The 19,503-nt window shown below is 72.4% G+C and carries 19 protein-coding genes; 7 read left to right on the top strand and 12 right to left on the bottom strand.

Features of this window, described 5'->3' with window-relative positions; genetic code table 11:
• Positions 1 to 264: 264 nt before the first annotated feature.
• Together ACZ7MX_RS06705 and ACZ7MX_RS06700 are read left to right on the top strand one after the other, a co-directional pair.
• Positions 265 to 570 (top strand): DUF6087 family protein, encoded by a 306-nt coding sequence (locus tag ACZ7MX_RS06705; RefSeq protein ID WP_472129947.1) that lies wholly within the window; start codon positions 265 to 267, stop codon positions 568 to 570.
• A 203-nt stretch (positions 571 to 773) separates the two neighbouring features.
• Positions 774 to 2,051: a thymidine phosphorylase gene (locus ACZ7MX_RS06700; protein WP_472129945.1), complete on the top strand. Its 1,278-nt coding sequence runs from the start codon at positions 774 to 776 to the stop codon at positions 2,049 to 2,051.
• A gap of 216 nt (positions 2,052 to 2,267) precedes the next feature.
• Here the strand turns inward: ACZ7MX_RS06700 and ACZ7MX_RS06695 are convergent, their stop codons facing one another.
• Entirely contained in the window at positions 2,268 to 3,587 is a 1,320-nt protein-coding gene (locus ACZ7MX_RS06695) for an MFS transporter (protein ID WP_472129944.1), read from the bottom strand.
• A 128-nt stretch (positions 3,588 to 3,715) separates the two neighbouring features.
• Here ACZ7MX_RS06695 and ACZ7MX_RS06690 point away from each other — a divergent pair, with 128 nt between their 5' ends.
• Positions 3,716 to 4,705, top strand: coding sequence for a LysR family transcriptional regulator (locus ACZ7MX_RS06690; RefSeq protein WP_472129942.1), 990 nt, complete (start codon positions 3,716 to 3,718; stop codon positions 4,703 to 4,705).
• Positions 4,706 to 4,716: 11 nt separating this feature from the next.
• Here the strand turns inward: ACZ7MX_RS06690 and ACZ7MX_RS06685 are convergent, their stop codons facing one another.
• From ACZ7MX_RS06685 to ACZ7MX_RS06670, 4 genes are all read right to left on the bottom strand, one after another.
• Positions 4,717 to 5,733: an aminoglycoside phosphotransferase family protein gene (locus ACZ7MX_RS06685; protein WP_472129941.1), complete on the bottom strand. Its 1,017-nt coding sequence runs from the start codon at positions 5,731 to 5,733 to the stop codon at positions 4,717 to 4,719.
• 19 nt (positions 5,734 to 5,752) lie between these two features.
• Entirely contained in the window at positions 5,753 to 6,760 is a 1,008-nt protein-coding gene (locus ACZ7MX_RS06680; RefSeq protein ID WP_472129939.1) for a phosphotransferase family protein, read from the bottom strand.
• Positions 6,757 to 9,246: a hypothetical protein gene (locus ACZ7MX_RS06675; RefSeq protein ID WP_472129937.1), complete on the bottom strand. Its 2,490-nt coding sequence runs from the start codon at positions 9,244 to 9,246 to the stop codon at positions 6,757 to 6,759. The genes ACZ7MX_RS06680 and ACZ7MX_RS06675 overlap by 4 nt, the downstream gene beginning before the upstream one ends.
• An 81-nt stretch (positions 9,247 to 9,327) precedes the next feature.
• Positions 9,328 to 10,095: an alpha/beta fold hydrolase gene (locus ACZ7MX_RS06670; RefSeq protein WP_472129935.1), complete on the bottom strand. Its 768-nt coding sequence runs from the start codon at positions 10,093 to 10,095 to the stop codon at positions 9,328 to 9,330.
• Positions 10,096 to 10,198: 103 nt separating this feature from the next.
• On the opposite strand from ACZ7MX_RS06670, the gene ACZ7MX_RS06665 reads away from it, so the two are divergent.
• Together ACZ7MX_RS06665 and ACZ7MX_RS06660 are read left to right on the top strand one after the other, a co-directional pair.
• A complete protein-coding gene (locus ACZ7MX_RS06665; protein WP_393565610.1) occupies positions 10,199 to 11,323 on the top strand; it encodes an adenosine deaminase in 1,125 nt (374 codons plus the stop codon).
• A 180-nt stretch (positions 11,324 to 11,503) separates the two neighbouring features.
• Positions 11,504 to 11,794: a hypothetical protein gene (locus tag ACZ7MX_RS06660; protein WP_472129934.1), complete on the top strand. Its 291-nt coding sequence runs from the start codon at positions 11,504 to 11,506 to the stop codon at positions 11,792 to 11,794.
• 137 nt (positions 11,795 to 11,931) lie between these two features.
• Here ACZ7MX_RS06660 and ACZ7MX_RS06655 read toward each other — a convergent pair whose 3' ends face one another.
• The 5 genes from ACZ7MX_RS06655 to afsQ1 all read right to left on the bottom strand — a co-directional run bounded on the left by ACZ7MX_RS06655 (position 11,932) and on the right by afsQ1 (position 16,389).
• Positions 11,932 to 12,141 (bottom strand): PspC domain-containing protein, encoded by a 210-nt coding sequence (locus ACZ7MX_RS06655; protein ID WP_472129932.1) that lies wholly within the window; start codon positions 12,139 to 12,141, stop codon positions 11,932 to 11,934.
• A 45-nt stretch (positions 12,142 to 12,186) separates the two neighbouring features.
• A complete protein-coding gene (locus tag ACZ7MX_RS06650) occupies positions 12,187 to 12,741 on the bottom strand; it encodes a VanZ family protein (RefSeq protein ID WP_472129930.1) in 555 nt (184 codons plus the stop codon).
• Positions 12,742 to 13,217: 476 nt separating this feature from the next.
• Complete coding sequence (locus tag ACZ7MX_RS06645; RefSeq protein ID WP_472129928.1) at positions 13,218 to 13,883, bottom strand: hypothetical protein; 666 nt, start codon at positions 13,881 to 13,883, stop codon at positions 13,218 to 13,220.
• The gene (locus tag ACZ7MX_RS06640; RefSeq protein WP_472129926.1) at positions 13,880 to 15,715 is read right to left on the bottom strand and encodes an ATP-binding protein; all 1,836 of its coding nucleotides are present in this window, start codon (positions 15,713 to 15,715) and stop codon (positions 13,880 to 13,882) included. Before ACZ7MX_RS06640 ends, ACZ7MX_RS06645 begins: the two co-directional genes overlap by 4 nt.
• On the bottom strand, positions 15,712 to 16,389 hold the full coding sequence (gene afsQ1 / locus ACZ7MX_RS06635) for a two-component system response regulator AfsQ1 (protein WP_026169550.1): 678 nt from the start codon (positions 16,387 to 16,389) through the stop codon (positions 15,712 to 15,714). Before afsQ1 ends, ACZ7MX_RS06640 begins: the two co-directional genes overlap by 4 nt.
• A gap of 243 nt (positions 16,390 to 16,632) precedes the next feature.
• Between afsQ1 and ACZ7MX_RS06630 the strand changes: the two genes are divergently transcribed.
• Entirely contained in the window at positions 16,633 to 17,433 is an 801-nt protein-coding gene (locus tag ACZ7MX_RS06630; RefSeq protein ID WP_472129924.1) for a SigE family RNA polymerase sigma factor, read from the top strand.
• Positions 17,434 to 17,625: 192 nt separating this feature from the next.
• Here the strand turns inward: ACZ7MX_RS06630 and ACZ7MX_RS06625 are convergent, their stop codons facing one another.
• Both ACZ7MX_RS06625 and ACZ7MX_RS06620 read right to left on the bottom strand, forming a co-directional pair.
• Entirely contained in the window at positions 17,626 to 18,102 is a 477-nt protein-coding gene (locus tag ACZ7MX_RS06625; protein WP_472129923.1) for an OsmC family protein, read from the bottom strand.
• A 50-nt stretch (positions 18,103 to 18,152) separates the two neighbouring features.
• Complete coding sequence (locus tag ACZ7MX_RS06620) at positions 18,153 to 18,845, bottom strand: ATP-binding protein (protein ID WP_472129921.1); 693 nt, start codon at positions 18,843 to 18,845, stop codon at positions 18,153 to 18,155.
• 178 nt (positions 18,846 to 19,023) lie between these two features.
• On the opposite strand from ACZ7MX_RS06620, the gene ACZ7MX_RS06615 reads away from it, so the two are divergent.
• A complete protein-coding gene (locus tag ACZ7MX_RS06615; protein ID WP_472129920.1) occupies positions 19,024 to 19,482 on the top strand; it encodes a hypothetical protein in 459 nt (152 codons plus the stop codon).
• Positions 19,483 to 19,503: the final 21 nt, after the last annotated feature.

Genomic DNA, 19,503 nt, shown 5'->3' with positions numbered 1-19,503 from the left:
TTCCTCTACCTCCTACGAGCCCTACGTCCCCCGGGCTCCCACACACCCACCCAGCCCACCACCCACACCTGCATGGCAGGACACGGAAAGCCCCGACATCACCGCCGTACACCTCCAGATCGACAACAAGGCCCACACCTATCGGATCGAGGACAGCCCGTCGCTGCGCTGGCACCACCGCCTCGCATGAAAGAGCGCGAAGCGATCAACCCCGATGGCTCCCTACCCTCCTGGGGAGCAGCCGCCGAATCGTAAGGATGCGAGATGGACGACGAACCGTTGTCGGAATGGGCGGAGCGCCGTTACGCGAAGGTCGGACGGCTCCGCGCCATTCCCCTCGTCACCGGTGACGGCCTCAAAGGCGCGCATCTGAACCCGGATGCACCCCGCGCCATCCAGCGATGGAACGGATACTCCTGGGAACCCCACGGTTTCGCGCCCAACCTCGCCGAGGCGAAACAGATCCTGTACCCCGAGGTCATCGAGCCCCCGGCCCCAGGGCCGGCGCCCAAGCTCGGCGCAGGCACCGGCAAGCACCGCAAGCCCCCGGCGCCAAGGACGGAGCGCTAGGGACCGCCCGGCCGCGTGGCCTACACCGCGCCGGCCGGACGGTTCACCGCTGGACGAGGTAGCTGACATCGGAGACAGGGGGGAAGCCCACCGCACCGCAGACGCCGCGCCCCCAGGGCCGCCGCGAGGGTTCGTGGACCCACCCTGGCCACCCCGACGTCTATGCGTGTAGAACGGACCTACCCGTTCGAAAGGAACCGTCCATGGACGCCATCTCCGTCATCCGTACCAAGCGCGACCGCGGCGAGCTGACCCCTGATCAGATCGACTGGGTCATCGATGCCTACACCCGTGGTGAGGTCGCCCATGAGCAGATGTCGTCCCTGGCGATGGCGATCTTCCTCAACGGCATGAACCGCACGGAGATCGCCCGCTGGACGGCCGCGATGATCGCGTCCGGTGAGCGGATGGACTTCTCCTCGCTGCCCCGCCCCACCGCCGACAAGCACTCCACCGGTGGCGTCGGCGACAAGATCACCCTGCCGCTCGCCCCGCTCGTCGCCGCCTGTGGCGCCGCCGTGCCCCAGCTGTCCGGCCGCGGGCTCGGTCACACCGGTGGCACGCTCGACAAGCTGGAGTCCATCCCCGGCTGGCGCGCCCACCTCAGCAACACCGAGATGCTGGACGTCCTCCGCGATGTCGGCTCCGTGATCTGTGCCGCCGGCGACGGCCTGGCCCCCGCCGACAAGAAGCTGTACGCGCTGCGCGACGTCACCGGCACCGTCGAGTCCATCCCGCTCATCGCCTCCTCGATCATGTCCAAGAAGATCGCCGAGGGCACCGGCTCCCTCGTCCTGGACGTCAAGGTCGGCTCCGGCGCCTTCATGAAGCACCTCGACGACGCCCGCGAACTCGCCTCCACCATGGTCGAGTTGGGCACCGACCACGGCGTGAAGACGGTCGCCCTGCTCACCGACATGGCCACTCCGCTCGGCCGCACCGCCGGTAACGCCCTCGAAGTCCGCGAGTCCGTCGAGGTGCTGGCCGGCGGCGGCCCCCAGGACGTCATCGACCTCACCCTCGCCCTCGCCCGCGAGATGCTCGACGCGGCGGGTCTGCCGGACGCCGACCCGGCCAAGGCGCTCGCCGACGGCTCCGCCATGGACCACTGGCGCCGCATGATCACCGCCCAGGGCGGCGACCCGGACGCCCCGCTTCCGGTCGCCCGCGAACAGCACACCGTCACCGCCGTCGCCACCGGCACCGTCACCACCCTCGACGCCTACGCCGTCGGCCTCGCCGCCTGGCGCCTCGGCGCCGGCCGCGCCCGCAAGGAGGACCCGGTCCAGGCCGCCGCCGGCATCGAACTCCACGCCAAGCCCGGCGACCGCGTCACCGCCGGCCAGCCCCTCCTCACCCTCCACACCGACACCCCCGAGAAGCTCCCCTACGCCCTGGAGGCCCTGGACGGCGGAGTGCTGATCGGTGCCCCCGACACCACCTTCACGGCGAGCCCGGTGGTCCTGGAACGCATCGGCTGACCTGCGGTTTCCTCGTACGGGTGAACGGGATCGGCCCGCCGGCGCCGGTCCCGTTCGGATTTCTGTACACGAGCACGTTCCCCGTCGGCAGAGCATGGCAATGAAGCACGACCACGTATGACGACGAAGGGCCCGCCCCACCAGGACAGGTGACGGGACGGGCCCTTCGGCTCGCGGTGGGCGGGGCGCGCCTGCGGTGCCCGGCCCCGGTGGGCGTTACGCCGCCCGGGCCAGGTGGAGCAGGCGGCGTTCGGCGACGGCCTTGCGGGTGGCGTAGAGGGTGATCGACGCGGCGCCGAGCATCGCGGCGAGGCCGAGGAGGACGGTGCCCTGCCAGCCGACCGCGTGGAAGGCGACGGCGCCGAGCGCGCCGCCCAGGCTGCTGCCGACGTAGTACGCGCACTGGTAGAGGGCGGACGCCTGGGCGCGGGCCGTCTTGGCGGTGCGGCTGACCGACGACGAGGCGACCGCGTGGCCCGCGAAGAAGCCGGCGGTGATCAGGACCAGGCCCGCGAGCACCGCGCCCACCGAGTCGGCGAGGGTGAGCAGCAGGCCCGTCGAGGTGGTGCCGACGGCCAGGTAGAGCGCGCCGCGGCGGCCCACCCGGGCGACCAGCTGGCCGGCCGCCGCGGAGGAGGCCGTACCGACGAGGTAGATCACGAAGACCGAACCGACGACGCCCTGCGGGAGGTTGAACGGTTCGGCGACCAGCCGGTAGCCGACGACCGTGTAGACCGCGCCGAAGACCGTCATGAACAGGGCGCCGATGGCGTACAGGCGGCGGAGGAGCGGGTCGGCGAGGTGGCCGCCGAGGGTGCGGACGAGCGCCCGCGGGCCGACCGAACGGGGCGCGAAGTGCCGGGCCTTGGGGACCAGCAGCCGGAACGTCACCGCGCACACCACGGCCATCAGCCCCACCGCGCCGAGCGCGGCCCGCCAGCCCCAGCCCTGGGCGACCCAGCCGGTCACGATCCGGCCGGACATCCCGCCGATGCTGTTGCCCGCCACGAACAGTCCGATGGCCGCCACCAGCGCCTTGGCGCGTACCTCCTCGGCCAGGAAGGCCATCGCCGACGCCGGCAGTCCGGCCAGCGCCACGCCCTGGACGGCGCGCAGGGCGATCAGGACACCGAGCGACGGCGCGAACGGCACCAGCAGGGCGATCACCGCGGCCACCGAGAGCGACGCGGTCATGAGCGTGCGCCGCCCGAAGCGTTCGGACACCGCGCTCAGCGGGATCACGCCGAGGGCCAGTCCGAAGGTGGCCGCCGAAACGGTCCAGCTCGCCTGGTCCGGGGGGACCCCGAGGTCGCCGGAGATGGCGGGCAGCAGTGCCTGGGTGGAATACAGGAGGGCGAAGGTGGCCACTCCGGCGGCGAAGAGGGCGAAGCTCATCCGGCGGTAACCGGGGCCGCCCGGCCGCAGCTTGTCCGACTCGGGGTCGGGCGCGGCGGCGGAGGAAGAGGAGCTGGTGGACGACTGGGGAGAGGCGGCCGCACGGTCGGTGACGGACGCCCCGGTATCAGCGGGAGGCATGCTTCGACCGTAGGACCCGACACTTCATGCGTCCAATGCATGGAAACGGCATAATCGATTCCGTGGTGCATGAGCAGAGGTCAGAAGGGTCCCTGTTGCAAGGTCGCAACAGAAAAGATATTGAGGCCATGGGACGCAACCGGGGAACGGGAGCGGGCCGGGGCCCGAGCGGGGCGGCCGGCCGGGAGTCCGGCGAGGCGGCCGAGCTCGGTGTCGGGTCGTGGGCGGCGGTGCTCGCTCCGCGGCTCGCCCAGTTCACCGCCGTCGCCCGGCACGAACACGTCACCCGGGCCGCCCAGGAGCTCGGCGTACCGCAGCCGACCCTCAGCCGCGCCATCGTCCGCCTGGAGGACGACCTCGGCGTCGCGCTCTTCGCCCGGCACGGCCGTACGCTCTCGCTCACCCCCGCCGGCCGGTCATTCCTCGCCTCCGCCGAACGGGCGCTCACGGACCTGGAGCGGGCCACCGAGTCCGTACGCGCCGACGTCGACCCGGCCGCCGGCAAGGTCGCCTTCGGGTTCCTGCACACCCTCGGGTCGGAGACCGTACCGGGGCTGATCCGCAGCTTCCGCGCCGACCACCCCCGCGTCCGCTTCCAGCTCGTGCAGAACTACGGCGAGGCGATGATCGAACGGCTCCGCGCCGGCGACCTCGACCTGTGCCTGACCTCGCCGGTGCCGGACTACCCGGACCTGGTCGCCCGCCGGCTCGACGAGCAGAAACTGCGGCTGGTCGTCCCGGACGACCACCCGCTGGCCGCCCGCAAACGCATCCGGCTCGCGGAGGCCGCCGGCGAACTGTTCGTGACCCTCGAACCGGGCTACGGGCTGCGCCGGATCACCGACGCGCTGTGCGCCGAGGCGGGCTTCACCCCGCGCGTGGCGTTCGAGGGCGAGGAGGCCGAGACGCTCCGCGGACTGGTCGCGGCCGGCCTCGGCGTGGCCCTGCTGCCGCCACCGGCCGTACCGCGCCCGGGAGTTGCCGAACTGACGGTGACCGCCCCGCGCGCGGTCCGCGAGATCGGCGTGGCCTGGCTGGACGGCCACCCGGACACCCCACCGGTCGCCGCCTTCAAGAAGTTCCTGCTGAGCAGACGGGGACGGCTGCTGCCGCGGTGACGGGGGCCGCCCTAGTCCCGCGGTTCCCGGCACCCGGCCCAGCGCCCCACCGCGCGCTCGATGTCCGCAGGGGAGTGCTCGGAGCGGGAGCCTGAGGACCAGAAGGGCCGGGCGGCCCGGAGCTTGTCCGCGAGTTCCCCGGCACGGCCCCGGCGCCCGTCCGCGGTGGGGGCGGCGGCGATCAGCCGCGCCCAGCGGACGGTGTCCACCACCGCGGACTTCATGCGCTCGAAGGCCAGGTAGAAGGCGAGCGCGTCCTCCCACCCCACCCGGCACTCCGCCGGTGCCACCCGCTGCCAGGCGGCGACCGTCCGGTCCCGCTCGGCGGGCAGGTAGGACATCTTGTGCAGATGGTCCGCCAGGTCGTAGACCGGGTCGCCCCACAGCGCGAGTTCCCAGTCGAGGAAGACCGTGCGATGCCGGTGAGTGATCACGTTGCGCCGGTGGATGTCCGCGTGGAGGAGGCGGAAGGGCCGGCTCCGCAGGGTTCCCGCCCGTTGTTCCAGGAGCGCACACGGGTCTTCCGGAACGCCCAGGTCGCGGTAGAGCTGCCCGGTCGCCTCGTCGCCGTCGGCGCGGATGGTCCGCACCAGACGCAGGAGCAGTGCCACGAACCCGGCGGTGTCGCCGTCCGCGGGCCAGTCGGCGGGCACGCCGGGCAGTTTGGCGGCGGGCACGTGCAGCAACTGGGAGAACAGGGTGCCGATGTCGCGGAGCACACCGGCGGGCAGCGGGGTGCCGGCCGGGCAGACCTCGTCGAGGCAGGTCCCCGCGATGAACTCGTGGATCTGGAACGGGGGGTCCGCCTGTACGTGGAGCAGCTGCGGCGCCGAGGTGACGTAGGGGCGGATGGCTTCGAGGACCGCGTGCTCGGGCCACATCGTCAGGTCCATCGTCGGCGCCCCGCCTGCCGGGATGCGGACCATCACGGGCCCGTCGGCCGAGTCCACGCGGACATTGCTGTTGTAGTACCCGGAAAGCGCGTCCTGCCGTACGCGCGCTTCCTGGTACAAGGCCATCGCGTCCATCCGCCTGTCCACCGCCCTTTCAGGGGCCTGGGTGCGTCGGTCCGTAGCGCAGTCCGGAGCGGATCCGCGCCGGGGTCATGTCGGGAACATGTCCCCACACCAGGCGGGCGGCATTCACCTTCTTCGCCAGGCGGGCGATGAGGTCGTCCCGCACGGCCGGATCGGTTCCGGGAGCGGTCAGCTGCTTGGAGTACCGGACCGTGTCCACGATGGCCGACTTGATCCGCTCGTGCCACAGGTATGTCTCCAGATCGCGCCGCCAGCCGGTGGTGGTCTCCGGGGGGAGGGCGCGGAGCCAGTGGCGCAGCAGGTCCTCGCGCTGGTCGTCCGGGTAGTCCATCTTGTGGAGGTGGAGGGCGACTTCGTAGACCGGGTCGCCCCACAGGGCGAGTTCCCAGTCGATGAACCACGTCGTTCCGGCGGTCACGATCATGTTCTTGCGGTGCAGATCGGCGTGGAGCACGGCGAACGGCCGTGGGGTCAGGGCGCTCCACCGCTCGCTCACCGGGGCGAGCGGATCCGCCGGGAACCCGAAGTGGTCGAAGACCCTTCCGTACGCCGGCAGGTGGTCCGCGTGGATCGTCCGCGTCACCTGCGCCAGGCGCTGCCCGAAGGCCGGTGAGTCCCCCGACGCGGGCCAGCCTTCCGGGAGCGGCGGCATCTTCCCCTGGGGGATCGCCGCCAGCTGCCCCATCAGCGCGACCGTATCGCCGATCACATGGTCCGGTACGGCGCTCCGGCGCGGGGAGAAGTCGTTGAGGATGTCACCCGCGATGAAGCTCTGGACCTGGAAGCGCGGGGCGTGGGAGACATGGCGGAGTTCCGGCGCGTAGTCCACATACGGGCGGACGGCGGCCAGCACCTCCTCCTCGCGCCACACCCGCACGTCCATCACGTCGGCGGCCGCGAGGGGAATACGGACGTTGACCCGGCCGTCCGGGGTGTCCAGCGCGGCATTGCGGTTGTAGTAGCCCGCCGCCGCGTCGGTGCTGCCCAGAGCCGCGTCGTACAGCGCGTGCCAGCTCATGCGGCTGCCCCGAGGAACAGGGACAGGACCTCGTCCGTGCGGTGTTCCAGCGCGTCCAGCGTGCCCAGCGGCCGGAGGCCGGCCCGGGCGCGCAGCGCGGCGTCGGCCAGCCGGCCGTCCTCCTCGCCGAGCCGGACGGCCGCCCGGTGGATGGTCATGACCAGGGACGGGTAGACGTCGCACGCCTCGAACTCGGCCACCGCCCGGTGCCATGTCGACAGCGCCCCGCCCCGGTCGCCCTGCTGCAGCAGCAGGAAGGCCCGGTACATGTCGGCGCGCGCCCTCCCGGAGCGATAGCCGGCCCGGTCGAGCGCCGCGTACGCGCTGAGGAAGGACGAGGAGGCGCGCTCGGGCTGTCCGAGCCGGATCTGCGCCATCGCCATGGCGGTGTACGCCTTGCCGATCTCGTGCTGCGCGCCCAGTTCCCGCTGGACGGCCAGCGCCTCGGCGGCCTCCGCCACGGCCGCCTCCGGATCGGTGAAGGCCAGCAGCTCGGCGCGGTTGGTCCGGATGTTCGCGAGGCCGAAGGGGTCCTCGGCGCGCCGGTATTCCGCCTCGGCCTCCCGCAGCAGGTCCGCCGCCGCGTCGAAGGAGAGGAGGAACCGGTGGCCGAGGTGCAGCAGCCGCTTCACATCGGCACGGACGACGGGCTTGTCCGCCCGGCTCATCCCGTACACGGCCTCGGCCAGGTCGAACGCCTCGGCGAAATCCCCCTGCCACATCCTGATGTCGGCCAGACAGAACCCCGCGGAGACCCGCACGGGTCCGGACTGTTCCTCCCAGACCTGCTGGAAGATACGTGCGGCCGTGCGGCTCTCACCGGCGATCCTGCGGGCATTGGCGGCGGCGAGGGAGAGCCTCGCCGAGACGGCGGTGCCGGCCCGCCGGTCCACCTCGGGGGCGAGCTCGATCACCGCCCGGGCATTGCCCAGCGACAGCAGGGACTCGGCTTCGAGGCAGTCGGCGGCCTCCCGGACGGAACTCTCGCCTCCACGCCGGGCCGCCAGATAGTCCCGCAGGTCCTTCACGATGCCGTCGACCACCTGCCGGCCGCCCAGGGCCATACCGCGGTCGGCGTACTCGTGGATCTTCTCCGCGGTGATCGCTTCCGCGTGCAGACCGTGGTAGACGGCCTCGCGCAGGGGTGACGAACGGGAGACACCGCCACGGCCGGGGCCGCTTTCGAGGCGGTCGGCCACCTCCTCCCAGTAGGCGCGCAGCCGGTCGTGGACCGACCGCTTCACCGCGGGGGAGAGGTGGGACTGCAGAGCGGCCACCATGAGCTGGTGCAGCCGGTACCAGCCCTGGGAGAGCGGATAGGCGAACGAATAGGCGGTCAGCGACTCCCAGGTCAGCAGGTGCGCCGGCAGGTTGAACGCCCGCCCGAGCGCGCGGAACGCCCCGAAGTCGAAGGTGCGGGCCACACTGAGCAGTTCGAGGATCCGCACCTCGTCCGGCGGGACGTGCTGCAGGAACCGCTGCACGATGTGCTCGGAGGTGATCGTCGTCTCCAGCCGGGCGGGGTTCTGCAGGTAGGTGTCGATGGCGAGGTGCAGATAGAACGGCACCCCGGCGCTGGCCTCGGCGATCGACCGCTGCCGGCCTCCCTCGGTGATGCCCGCGGCGGACAGCAGATCGAGCCGGGCGTCCATCGGCAGGCCCTCGACCGGGACGTGCTGGATCACCGAGGCCCAGTCCTCGTCGTACGCCGCCCACTGCAGCGGCTCGCGGCTGGCCACGACGGTCAGTCCGCCCTGCAGCTGGCCCAGCAGATCACGCAGCCAGGCATCGGCGCCGAAGCTCTTGCCACCCGGTAACGGAGTGGGGACCAGCGCCTCGTAGGCGTCCACGTAGAGCACGTAGGGCCGGTCGCCGCTCGCCTCTCGCAGTTCCTCGGCCAGCAGGTACGAAACGGCATAGCCGAGCTCGGCGTTGGTGAGGTTGTCGAGGTCCTGCAGCGTGGGATCGGACTTGATGCGCTGCTTGCGCTGCCGGTTGGACAGCGCCCGGTCCGTCAGCCGGACCAGCCCCGCTGCCGTACCGAACACCGGGAACCCCATGGCGTCGTCGAGGATCTTCGACAGGACGTCGCTCTGCTCGGCGAAGGGCGTACTGGCACGGTCCATCCGCAGCTGGGGGTGGACCCGCTGCCACAGGACCGCGTACGCGATGTCGAAGCGGTCGAACTTCACGCCCTGCGCGCCGAACTCGGTACGGAGCACGGCCAGCGCGTCCTCCTGCTGCCGCAACGCCGGGACCTGCAGGTCGAGTCGGGCCGTACGGAAGCTCTGTCCGGTCCGGTTCCGCAGCTCCTGCAGCAGCCGGGACTTTCCGATCCCGCCGATTCCCACGACGTTGAAGACCTGCGGGTCCGGTCCGGAGGGCAGCCGGTCCAGCGCCGCCTCGTACGCGGCCAGCACCGATTCCCGGTCGAAGAACTGCCGTTGCAGTGCGGAGACCCGTCGGTATCGCGGCCCGATCGGCATGCCGTATCCCCCCGGTTGCTGGTGCTGCCGCGAGGAGGCTACCGGCAACGCGCCGCAGCGGCACCCGGGTTGGTGCCCCGCTCAGTGCCGCAACGACGTCCCGAAGCCGGTGGCCAGGGGCATGCGGAGGCCCAGGGGCGGGGGCGCGGCGAGGGCGTCCTTGAGGGGGCGGGCGTAGTCGCGGGCGAAGAGGGAGCCGAGGAGGAAGTCGGTGGCCAGGGCGAGGACTTCGGCGCGGTGCTGGTGGAGGGAGTGGCCGTCGGAGTGCACCTCGAAGCGGCAGGTGTCGCGGTTGATCTTCTTGGCGCGCTCGGCGTAGCGGTAGGACAGGTCGGGGTCGTGGCGCTCGTCGTTGGTGCCGTGCACGAGCAGTACCTGACGGCCGACGAGCTGCTTCACCGGATCGGGCTGCTCGCCGGTGGCGCGGTGGTCGGGCAGCCACGGTGCGATGGCCAGTACGGAGTGGACGGCGGGGTGGCCGGCGGCGTGCAGGGCGGCGCGGGCGCCCATGCCCGTACCGACGAGGCAGACCGGGACGTCGCCGTAGCGGCGCACCACCTCCTCCAGGGCCCAGGTGGCGTCGCGCGCGGGGTGGGCAGCGGAACCGTTCCAGCCGCGGCAGCGGTAGTGCACCACATGCGAGGCCAGCCCTTCGGGGCGTCCTGCCCGGGCCAGCCGGAGGGCGAGGGGGCGTACCGCGAGCGCGGTCACCGGTGACGGTCGGCGGATCCCGGTCGGTCCGCCCCCCGGCAGTAACAGGGCAACGCCGCTGACCGTCCCCTCCTTGCCGTTCGCTCCCAGCGGTTTTCCCAGCCGGGCCTCGCGCACCGGCAGCGCTTGCTGAGCCATGACCAGAACGATGGCAGAAGGAGACCGGCCCGCCACCCTGTGGACGGGTCACTGTTACGTATCGTTCGGTGAGATCTACGCGCGTAGGGGCTACAGTGCCGAAATGACGAGCGAGACCACCACCCTTCCGAGCAGTGAACAGATCCGCCGCGCCCCCAAGGTGCTGCTGCACGATCACCTCGACGGCGGCCTGCGCCCCGCCACGGTCGTCGACCTGGCCCGCGAGACCGGGTACACCGGTCTGCCCGAGACCGATGCCGAGAAGCTGGGCATCTGGTTCCGCGAAGCCGCCGACTCCGGCTCGCTGGAGCGCTACCTGGAGACCTTCGCGCACACCTGCGCCGTCATGCAGACCCGCGACGCACTGGCCCGGGTGGCCGCCGAGTGCGCCGAGGACCTGGCCGCCGACGGCGTGGTCTACGCCGAGGTCCGCTACGCGCCCGAGCAGCACCTGGAGCAGGGGCTGACCCTCGAAGAGGTCGTCGAGGCCGTCAACGAGGGCTTCCGCGAGGGCGAGCGGCGGGCCCGCGAGAACGGCCACCGCATCCGCGTCGGCGCCCTGCTGACCGCCATGCGGCACGCCGCCCGCGCCCTGGAGATCGCCGAACTCGCCAACCGCTACCGCGACTCCGGCGTCGTCGGCTTCGACATCGCGGGCGCCGAGGCCGGCTACCCGCCCACCCGCCACCTCGACGCGTTCGAGTACCTCAAGCGGGAGAACAACCACTTCACCATCCACGCGGGAGAGGCCTTCGGGCTGCCCTCCATCTGGCAGGCGCTCCAGTGGTGCGGCGCCGACCGCCTCGGCCACGGCGTCCGGATCATCGACGACATCGAGGTCGCCGACGACGGCACCGTCAAGCTCGGCCGGCTCGCCTCCTACGTGCGCGACAAGCGGATCCCGCTGGAGATGTGCCCCACCTCCAACCTCCAGACCGGCGCCGCCCCCTCCTACGCCGAGCACCCCATCGGCCTGCTGCGCCGGCTCCAGTTCCGCCTCACCGTCAACACCGACAACCGGCTGATGAGCGGTACGAACATGTCCCGGGAATTCGAGCACCTGGTCAAGACATTTCGCTACACGCTCGATGACATGCAGTGGTTTACAGTCAATGCGATGAAATCAGCATTCATTCCTTTCGATGAACGTCTGGCAATGATCAATGACGTCATCAAGCCCGGTTACGCGGAACTGCGGGCCGAGTGGCTGTTCCGCCCGATGGGCTGAACACCCCCTCCCAGCAGCGCTTCTGACCGTACGTAACGGGGACGGCGCGAGCATATAGCGCAACGGCCGGTGGAATGTCCACCGGCCGTTTTTTGTTTCCTTCTGGCTGTTTGCGACGCCGGTTGCCGCATCACTAGGTTGATGGGCCGGTCAAGCCCCCATCAATGAGGACGTAATTCGATGAAGCAGGGAACGATCAAGACTCTCGGTGCTGCCGCGCTCGGTGCCGCCATTGCCGTCACCGCCGCGGGCGTCGCCTCCGCCGCCCCGGCGACCGGTGCCGCCGACACCGCCGGCGGTCTGCTGCACAGCGCCACCGACACCGTCTCGGGGGCCACCAAGAGCGTCAACAGCGGCACCAACGCCAAGCCGGGCAACCACAACGTCAAGACGCACCTGAACTCCAAGGGCAACAAGCTCCTCGGCGGCCTGCCCACCGGCGCCGTCAGCAAGGCCCTCCCGCTGGGCTGAGCCCCGCACACCCCGCCGCCCACAGGGGTGCGCGGCGCACCGTCCCCGGCCCGTACGCCTCCGCAGGCGTACGGGCCGTCGGCTTGCTTCGGGTGCGGTGGGTCATGCGGCGGGGTGACCCACGCGGCGCGGTGGGACTACCAGGCGGCGGCGCCGTGTGCCTTCTCCTCCGAAGGGAGGAGTATCCAGAGCGCGAGGTAGACCAGGAACTGCGGGCCGGGAAGCAGACACGACACCAGGAAGATCACGCGCATCGTGGCCGGCGTCGTACCGAAGCGACGGGCCAGGCCCGCGCACACTCCGGCGATCATTCGGTTGCTGCGGGGGCGGACCAGTGCGGCGGCCATGAGAGAGGACTCCTTTGCGACTACGTGGGGCGTTTGCCCGATGTCTCAAAGGTAGGTCCGGCCGCCCGAGAGCACGTCAGCCTGGGGTGTGAGGCCGACCCTGGAGATCTTCGGGGTCGCACCCCCGAGACGCTCGTACCGCCGGCGGAGCCGGCACCGGGCCCCGGGGACGACCACCAGGTGCACCACCGCCACGCCCAGGGTGTTCAGCAGCACCGAGTCGACATCGGGGACGCGTCCGGGGATCCCTGACTGCAGCAGTTCGATGGCCAGCGCGATCATCGCGCCGGCGAAGGCGGTACGGGTGAAGGAGACCAGCGGCGAAACGTTCAGCCGGCCGGCGGAAAGGGGCAGCAGCACCCCCAGCGGCGCGAGCAGCAGCACCGAGCCGCCCAGATGCTGCACGGCCTCCCACGACGCCCCGCGCGCCAGCTCGGCCCGGATGGTCGCCAGCGGTTCGAGGTTCGCCGCCGGGACCCAGGGCACGGTCCGGGGACGCAGCGTGAGCCAGCCGACGATCAGCAGATGCGCCACAAGGAGAAGAAGTCCGGTGACGCGCATACGGGGGGAGGCGGCGGTGCCGTGGCCATGACGCTGCACAAAGCCCAGGACGCCAGGACCGGTGGCCGTGGTTCCGCCCTATTGCACCCGTCTTGGGGCGTGGGGTGTGGCCGGGGGCGTGAGGCGTCGCGGGGCGAGGCGGGCGGGGCCTTGGGGGGTGTGCGGAGGGGCTTCCGGTGGCGGGGGCGGTGGGGCGGCGGGACGGGGCCGGGCGGCGGGGCGGCGGGGCCGTGGAGCTGGGCGGGGACGGCGGGGCCGCGGGGTCGTGGCTCGGGCGCGCTGGCGGGGTCGCGGGCGGGGTGGGCTCGCCGGGGTGGCCGCGCGCGCAGGGGCCGCATCCCCCCACCCCCGAACCCACCCCCCGCCCCCTCCCCCGAAGGGGGAGAGGGGGAGGGGGCGGGGGAAGCCCCGGCACGGCGGGCGAAGCCCGTCGGAGGAGGCGAAGCCCAGGGGAGGCGAGGCCCCAGAGGAGGCGAAGCCCGTCGGAGGGGGAGGGGGCGGGGGAAGCCCCAGGGTCAGCCGTTCCCCGACAACGTGTCCCCCCACCCCGCGTGTTCGGCGATGTCCGGGTTGGAGAGGACGTCGGCGGAGCAGTCGTAGCGGTGGGGGGTGGTGTGGTCGGGGCCGGAGAGGACGGCTGCGTGGGTGCGGCCGAGGGCCGGGCTGGCGCCGTAGGTGCACACCAGTTGGGCCAGGGCGAACGACGGGAGGTCGTCCGGGGGGAGGCTCAGGCGGAAGGCGTCCGCCGGGTCGCCCGGGTGCGGGCCCTCGACCTTCAGGTCGGCGGGCAGTGCGCTGCTGAAGCCCGCCTTCTCCTCGTCGGGGGACGGCGGCTGCTGCAGTGAACGGAGGAGGGCACGGGCGGTCCGCAGGCGGACGTCGGCGCCGGCCGGGGCCTTGGCCGGCGGGACCGTTCGTTCCACCTGGGCCAGGGCCGAGCCGCACACCAGGTACAGGGTGGCCCGGGTGCCCTCGCCCGGCGCGGCCTCGCCCGCCGGTGCCTTGCAGCTGACCCGCGCGGGCGCCCCGCCCGCGTCCACCGGCACGGACGTACCGCGGATCCCGCAGCCGGTCGCCGCCAGGGTCAGCAGCGCGACCGCCCCGGCGGCACGCCGCCACCGGCGTCCGGCCCGGCGTCCCGCCAGCTCTCCCTGCCCCGCCAGATCTCCCCGCCGCGTCATCGCCCGTCCTTCGTGCCGTTGTTGCGGGGCCCGGGGCCGGGCCCGGCCGGGGAGCCGTCGCGTCGGCCGTCGTCGGCCAGGGGGGAGGCGTCCATCGGCAGGCGCAGCGTGAAGACCGCACCGCCCTCGGGGAGGTTGGCGGCGGTGATCTCGCCGCCGTGGATGTGCGCGTTCTCCAGGGCGATGGACAGGCCCAGGCCGCTGCCCTCGGAGCGCGGGCGGGAGGCGCTCGCCTTGTAGAAGCGGTCGAAGACGTGCGGCAGCACCTCTTCGGGGATGCCGGGGCCGTGGTCCCGTACGCGGATCACCAGCTGGCCGCTGCCCGGCCGGTCGCCGCCCGTCGGCTGTCCGGCCCCCTGCGGTCCGTCGGCGGCCTGCTCCGGGCCGTCCGCGGTACGGAACGGGCCCGCCGGGCCGCTCGCCGCCGCGGGAGCCTCCTGGTCGGCGCCGCCCGGCGCCTCCTGACCGGCCGTGCCGTCCGGCTCCTCGCCGGCCGCGTCCTCGGTGCGCACCGACACCCGGACCGGCGAGCCGCCGTGTTTGAGGGCGTTGCCGATCAGGTTGGCCAGGATGACGTCGAGCCGCCTCGGGTCGAGCCGGGCCACGATGCCGCGGTCCGCGTCCAGGTCGACCGCGTCCAGCCAGGCCCGCGCGTCGATGCACGCCGTGACCTGGTCCGCGACGTCGACGTCGTCCAGCACCAGCCGGGCCGTTCCCGCGTCGAAGCGGGTGACCTCCATCAGGTTCTCCACCAGGTCGTTCAGCCGCCGGGTCTCGCTCACCACCAGCTGGACCGCGGGCGCGATCATCGGGTCGAGGGACTCGGCCTCCTCCTCCAGCACCTCGGAGACCGCGGTGATCGCCGTCAGCGGCGTGCGCAGCTCGTGCGACATGTCCGCGACGAAGCGGCGGGAGGCCGCCTCCCGGCCGCTCAGCTCCTCGACCCGTTGTTGCAGCCGCTCCGCCGTGCGGTTGAAGGTCCGGGAGAGATCCGCGAGTTCGTCGGTGCCGGTCACCCGCAGCCGGGTGTCCAGCCGTCCCTCGCCGAGCTGCCGCGCCGCGTGCCCCAGCCGCTGTACGGGCCGCAGCACGGTCGTCGCGGCGGCCTGCGCCAGCAGCGCCGAGCCGACCAGCGCGAGCGCGGTGGCGATCCCCAGCGACCAGGCCAGCGAGTTGAGGTCCTGCCGCTCGGTGGCCAGCGACTTCATCATGTAGCCGGTCGGCCCGCCGCCGATCACCTTCGCCCCGGCGACGAGGTACGGGGTGTCCCCGATCTGTTTGCGCTGCCAGTACAGGTGGTGCGCATAGCGGTTGGACTCGTCGACCGGACGGACCTCGTTCACCGCCTTGCGCAGTGAGGCCGGCACCGTCGCCAGCGTCAGCAGGTCCTTGTCCGTGGTGGCCGCGCAGTCCTTGCCCGACCGGTCCACGCCGATCAGCAGCACCGCGTAGTTCTGCGGCCCGGCCGCCATCTGCCGTGCCGCGTCCTGGAGTTCGGCGCACCGCGGACGCAGCGGCAGCGACCGCGTACTGTCCTCCAGCGCCTTGCGGAAGTCCTTGAGCACCGCGTTCTGGGTGCGGTCCAGCACCGTGTTGCGGTTCAGCCAGTACGCGATGCCGGACGCGGACACCGCCGCGGTCAGTGCCACCAGCGCGAAGACCACCACCAGCCGCAGCCGCAGACTCGTCCAGCGCAGCAGCCCCGGCGCCCGGCCGAGCAGCCGCAGCAGCCGACTGCCCGGCCCGGGCGTGGCCGTGGGCGCGTCGGGGCCGCCGGCCGGGCCCTGCGCGCGCTCCTGCGCCGGCCCGCCGTCCGTACCGCGTTCCCTCACTGCGGCGAGTCCAGCCGGTAGCCGACGCCGCGGACCGTACGGATCAGGGTCGGCGAGGACGGCACGTCCTCCACCTTCGCCCGCAGCCGCTGCACACAGGCGTCCACCAGGCGCGAGTCGCCCAGGTAGTCGTGCTCCCACACCAGCCGCAGCAGCTGCTGCCGGGACAGCGCCTGGCCGGGCCGCCGGCTCAGCTCCAGCAGCAACCGCAGCTCGGTCGGTGTCAGTTGCAGATCCTCGCCGTTCTTGGTGACGGTCATCGCCGAGCGGTCGATGACCAGCGAACCGAAGGTCGCCGAGTCACTGGACTCGCGCTCCCCGCGGCGCAGCACGGCCCGGATCCGGGCGTCCAGCACCCGCCCCTGGACCGGTTTGACGACGTAGTCGTCCGCCCCGGACTCCAGTCCCACCACGACGTCGATGTCGTCGTTGCGCGCGGTGAGCAGGATGATGGGCAGCTGGTCCGTACGCCGGATCCGGCGGCACACCTCGAAACCGTCGATGCCCGGCAGCATCACATCCAGCACGATCAGGTCCGGGCGCTGCTCGCGCAGCAGCTTCAGACCGTCCTCGCCCGTCGCCGCGGTCACCACACGGTGACCCTGGCGGGACAGCGAGAGTTCGAGGGCCGTGCGGATGGCGTCGTCGTCCTCGATCAGCAACAGGAAAGGCACGGCAGCCATTCTGGCCCATGGGACGCCGGGACATCGACCAGTGGCCCCGGCCTACCCGGACCGCCGTCCCCGCGAACCGTCCGCCGCGCCGGACCTGCCCCTGTGACAGGGCTGTGACAGTCGGCGGACAACGCGATGAAACTGCGTTGGCAGGCTTTGGGTCACCGGGAGAGATCAACACCGATCACCGCCCGGGACACCGAAACGGACCGAACGAGCCGGCTCTACGACGGGGGGCGCGAGATGACCACACTGCACGGCACCACTTCCAGCGCAGTTATCACGCGACTCCACGACGTGGTGCGGACACCGGAGAAGTCCGGTGCCGTGAGCCTGCGGGGGTGTGCTCGCGGCATCGGGCGTCAGCGGCCGCCGTACATGGTGGCCATCGACGCGACGACGGTGGAGATCGACGGGGGAACGGGACGGCACGGGGGAAGCGCCGTCCACGGGGGGAACAACGGGGGAGCGGAGTACGGGGAGGGCACGGGGGAACGGCGTTCCGCGTCGGAGGCGGCCGAGGCCGAAGCGGCCTTCACCGCCTACGTCCAGGAGCGCCGCGCCTCCCTGTACGCCACCGCCTACCACCTGACCGGCGACCGCCACGAGGCCGAGGACCTGCTGCAGAGCGCACTGTTCTCGACCTACCGGGCCTGGGACCGGATCAGCGACAAGGCGGCGCTCGGCGGCTATCTGCGCCGCACCATGACCAACCTGCACATCAGCGCCTGGCGCCGGCGCAAGCTCAACGAGTACCCGACGGAGGAGCTGCCGGAGACCGCCGGCGACGTCGACGCGATGCGCGGCACCGAGCTGCGCGCCGTGCTGTGGCAGGCGCTGGCCCGGCTGCCCGAGACGCAGCGCACGATGCTGGTGCTGCGCTACTACGAGGGCCGCACGGATCCGGAGATCGCGGACATCCTCAACATCAGTGTCGGCACGGTGAAGTCGAGCATCTGGCGCGCGCTGCGACGGCTGCGCGACGACGAGGTGCTCAGCTTCGGCCGTGACGAGGAAGAGTCCTTCGGCGAGCTGGTGGCCTGAAGGATCGGCGCGGCCCGACGGGGGAACGGGCCGCGCCAACGGGGGAAAGGCCCGAGGGGGACCTGAAAGGGACGCCCGAGGGGGGTAGGCCCGAGGGGGATCGGGTTACGGGGGAAGTACGGGGGAAATCGCGGGTTCGGGCGGCCGGGGGGTCTGCCCGAGCCCGCTTCCGTGCGTCCGCCGCCCGCGCGGCTACGCGTCCCGCACCGTCACCACCGGCTCGTGCCGGACCGGGAAGTTCACCGAGTTGGCGATGAAGCACTTCTCGTGGGCGTCGTGGTGCAGCGCCCGGGCCCGTTCGACGTCGTCCGCCGAGGCGACCTCGACGCGCGGCCGCAGCACCACCTCCGTGAAGTTGCCGCCGCCCTTGCCGTCCTCCGCCATCGTGCCCGCCGCGTCGTCCGTGTACCCGGTCACCACCACGCCGGCCAGCGCGCACAGCGCCAGATAGGACAGCATGTGGCACTGCGCCAGAGAGGCGAGCAGCAGCTGCTCGGGGTTCCAGCGGTCGGCCGTCCCGCGGAACGCCGGGTCCGCGGTGCCCGGCAGCGGCGGCAGCCCCTCGGCGCTGACCTCGTGGTCCCGGCCGTACACCCGGTAGTTGCTGGTCCCCGTGCCGTTGTTGCCGGTCCAGGTGACCGTCGTGCGGTAGTGGTGTTCCCTCGGCATCGGTACGTCCTCCCCTGAGGCGCCGGGCACCCGACGTGCCCGGCCGGCGGTCAGGAGCCTACGGCCGCCCGTTCCGCACCCACGGGACGGACCGCACCCGCGGCGGAAATACGGGCCAGCGCCTCCGGCCGCGCGCACGGGTGGGCGCCCAGCGCCGTGTGGCGGGCCACCACGGACCGCTCGGCGCGCAGCAGCCGCAGCCCCCGGCGTATCAGGTACGGGACCGGTTTGCGGGCCTCTTGCAGGTCCCGCTGCAGCCGCCGGCGGAAGGTGGTGACCGGATGCCCGCGCAGACACAGCGCATCGGCCAGCAGGCCCGCCGCCCGGCACGCCGCGATCACATCGGCGGCGAAGATGCCCTCGGCGATGAACAGCGGGGCACCCCGGAGATCGAGTTCGACGGCGCCGACCCGGGCGCTGAGCGAGATGTCGTACACCGGAACGTCCGTGCGCCCCGTGCGGCACAGCGCCTCGATCGCGGCGACGGCGGCACCGGCGTCCCAGGAGAGCGGCGAGTCCCAGTCCGCGCCGCCGCCGTCCGGCAGTTGGGGCAGCGTCGGGTCCGTCCCCTCCTTGTAGAAGTCGTCGAGACGGAGGACGGGCAGCCTGCTGTGGGCGGCCAGGGACGTCTTGCCGGTGCCGGACGGGCCGGTCAGCAGGACGACGCGGGTGCGGGCACCTCCCGGCTCGACGGTGGTCGAGGGCTCGGAGGAGGGCGGCCGGGCGGCGGAGTCGGTGGTCACGGACAGCCATTGTCCCGCATTGCGCCGTGTGGGCTACCCCTGGCGCGCGAGGTGGCCCGCCCACCCGCAGCTCAACTACGCTACGCGGTCAGACGATTACCCAACCCCCCTGGACGCCGCACGCTTCCGACGTATTCCGACGCATTCCGATGCTTTTCGAACCACAGGCAGGTGGCAGATGCCCTCCCACGCACGTCCCAAGCCCAGCCGCGTCCCGCGCACCCTGCTGCGCGCCGGCCTGGTGGTCTCCGCGGCCGGCGCCGCGCTCGCGGGGGGCGGTGCGGCGACGGCAGGCGCGGCCCCCGCGTCCACCCCGCACCACACTCCTGACCACAGCCCTGACCACGGCACCGACCGGCACGGCACCGACCGGCACAGCACCGACACCGGCGCCACCGCCCACGCGTTGACCGGCGCGCTGCTGACCTCCGCGGCCGGCGGCGTCGGGCCGCTGAAGAACATCCAGGTGGACCCTCTGGCCAACACCGGCGTCGACCCGCTCGCCAACGCCGTCGGCACCCAGGTCGCCGACTTCAAGCCGCTCAGCACCACCCTGGTGACCGGCAGCCTCTCGCACGGCGCGGCGATCCGCGACGTCCCGCTGGTCAACAAGGTCGAACGGATCCTGCCCGGCTAGGTGAATCCAGGGGCGAACTCC

The organism is Streptomyces sp. NPDC107765, assembly GCF_055657085.1.
The sequence above is the reverse complement of the archived record's forward strand: the minus strand, read 5'-3'. Positions and strand labels throughout refer to the sequence as shown.

Bases quoted from the DNA above. Each gene is read 5' to 3' on its own strand.
- ACZ7MX_RS06700 (WP_472129945.1), top strand. From the start codon at position 774: ATGGACGCCATCTCCGTCATCCGTACCAAGCGCGACCGCGGCGAGCTG.
- ACZ7MX_RS06645 (WP_472129928.1), bottom strand. From the start codon at position 13,883: ATGACGCGGCGGGGAGATCTGGCGGGGCAGGGAGAGCTGGCGGGACGC.
- ACZ7MX_RS06685 (WP_472129941.1), bottom strand. From the start codon at position 5,733: ATGGACGCGATGGCCTTGTACCAGGAAGCGCGCGTACGGCAGGACGCG.
- ACZ7MX_RS06665 (WP_393565610.1), top strand. From the start codon at position 10,199: ATGACGAGCGAGACCACCACCCTTCCGAGCAGTGAACAGATCCGCCGC.
- ACZ7MX_RS06630 (WP_472129924.1), top strand. From the start codon at position 16,633: ATGACCACACTGCACGGCACCACTTCCAGCGCAGTTATCACGCGACTC.
- ACZ7MX_RS06675 (WP_472129937.1), bottom strand. From the start codon at position 9,246: ATGCCGATCGGGCCGCGATACCGACGGGTCTCCGCACTGCAACGGCAG.
- ACZ7MX_RS06660 (WP_472129934.1), top strand. From the start codon at position 11,504: ATGAAGCAGGGAACGATCAAGACTCTCGGTGCTGCCGCGCTCGGTGCC.
- ACZ7MX_RS06655 (WP_472129932.1), bottom strand. From the start codon at position 12,141: ATGGCCGCCGCACTGGTCCGCCCCCGCAGCAACCGAATGATCGCCGGA.
- ACZ7MX_RS06670 (WP_472129935.1), bottom strand. From the start codon at position 10,095: ATGGCTCAGCAAGCGCTGCCGGTGCGCGAGGCCCGGCTGGGAAAACCG.
- ACZ7MX_RS06690 (WP_472129942.1), top strand. From the start codon at position 3,716: ATGGGACGCAACCGGGGAACGGGAGCGGGCCGGGGCCCGAGCGGGGCG.
- ACZ7MX_RS06625 (WP_472129923.1), bottom strand. From the start codon at position 18,102: ATGCCGAGGGAACACCACTACCGCACGACGGTCACCTGGACCGGCAAC.
- ACZ7MX_RS06680 (WP_472129939.1), bottom strand. From the start codon at position 6,760: ATGAGCTGGCACGCGCTGTACGACGCGGCTCTGGGCAGCACCGACGCG.
- ACZ7MX_RS06615 (WP_472129920.1), top strand. From the start codon at position 19,024: ATGCCCTCCCACGCACGTCCCAAGCCCAGCCGCGTCCCGCGCACCCTG.
- ACZ7MX_RS06695 (WP_472129944.1), bottom strand. From the start codon at position 3,587: ATGCCTCCCGCTGATACCGGGGCGTCCGTCACCGACCGTGCGGCCGCC.
- ACZ7MX_RS06705 (WP_472129947.1), top strand. From the start codon at position 265: ATGGACGACGAACCGTTGTCGGAATGGGCGGAGCGCCGTTACGCGAAG.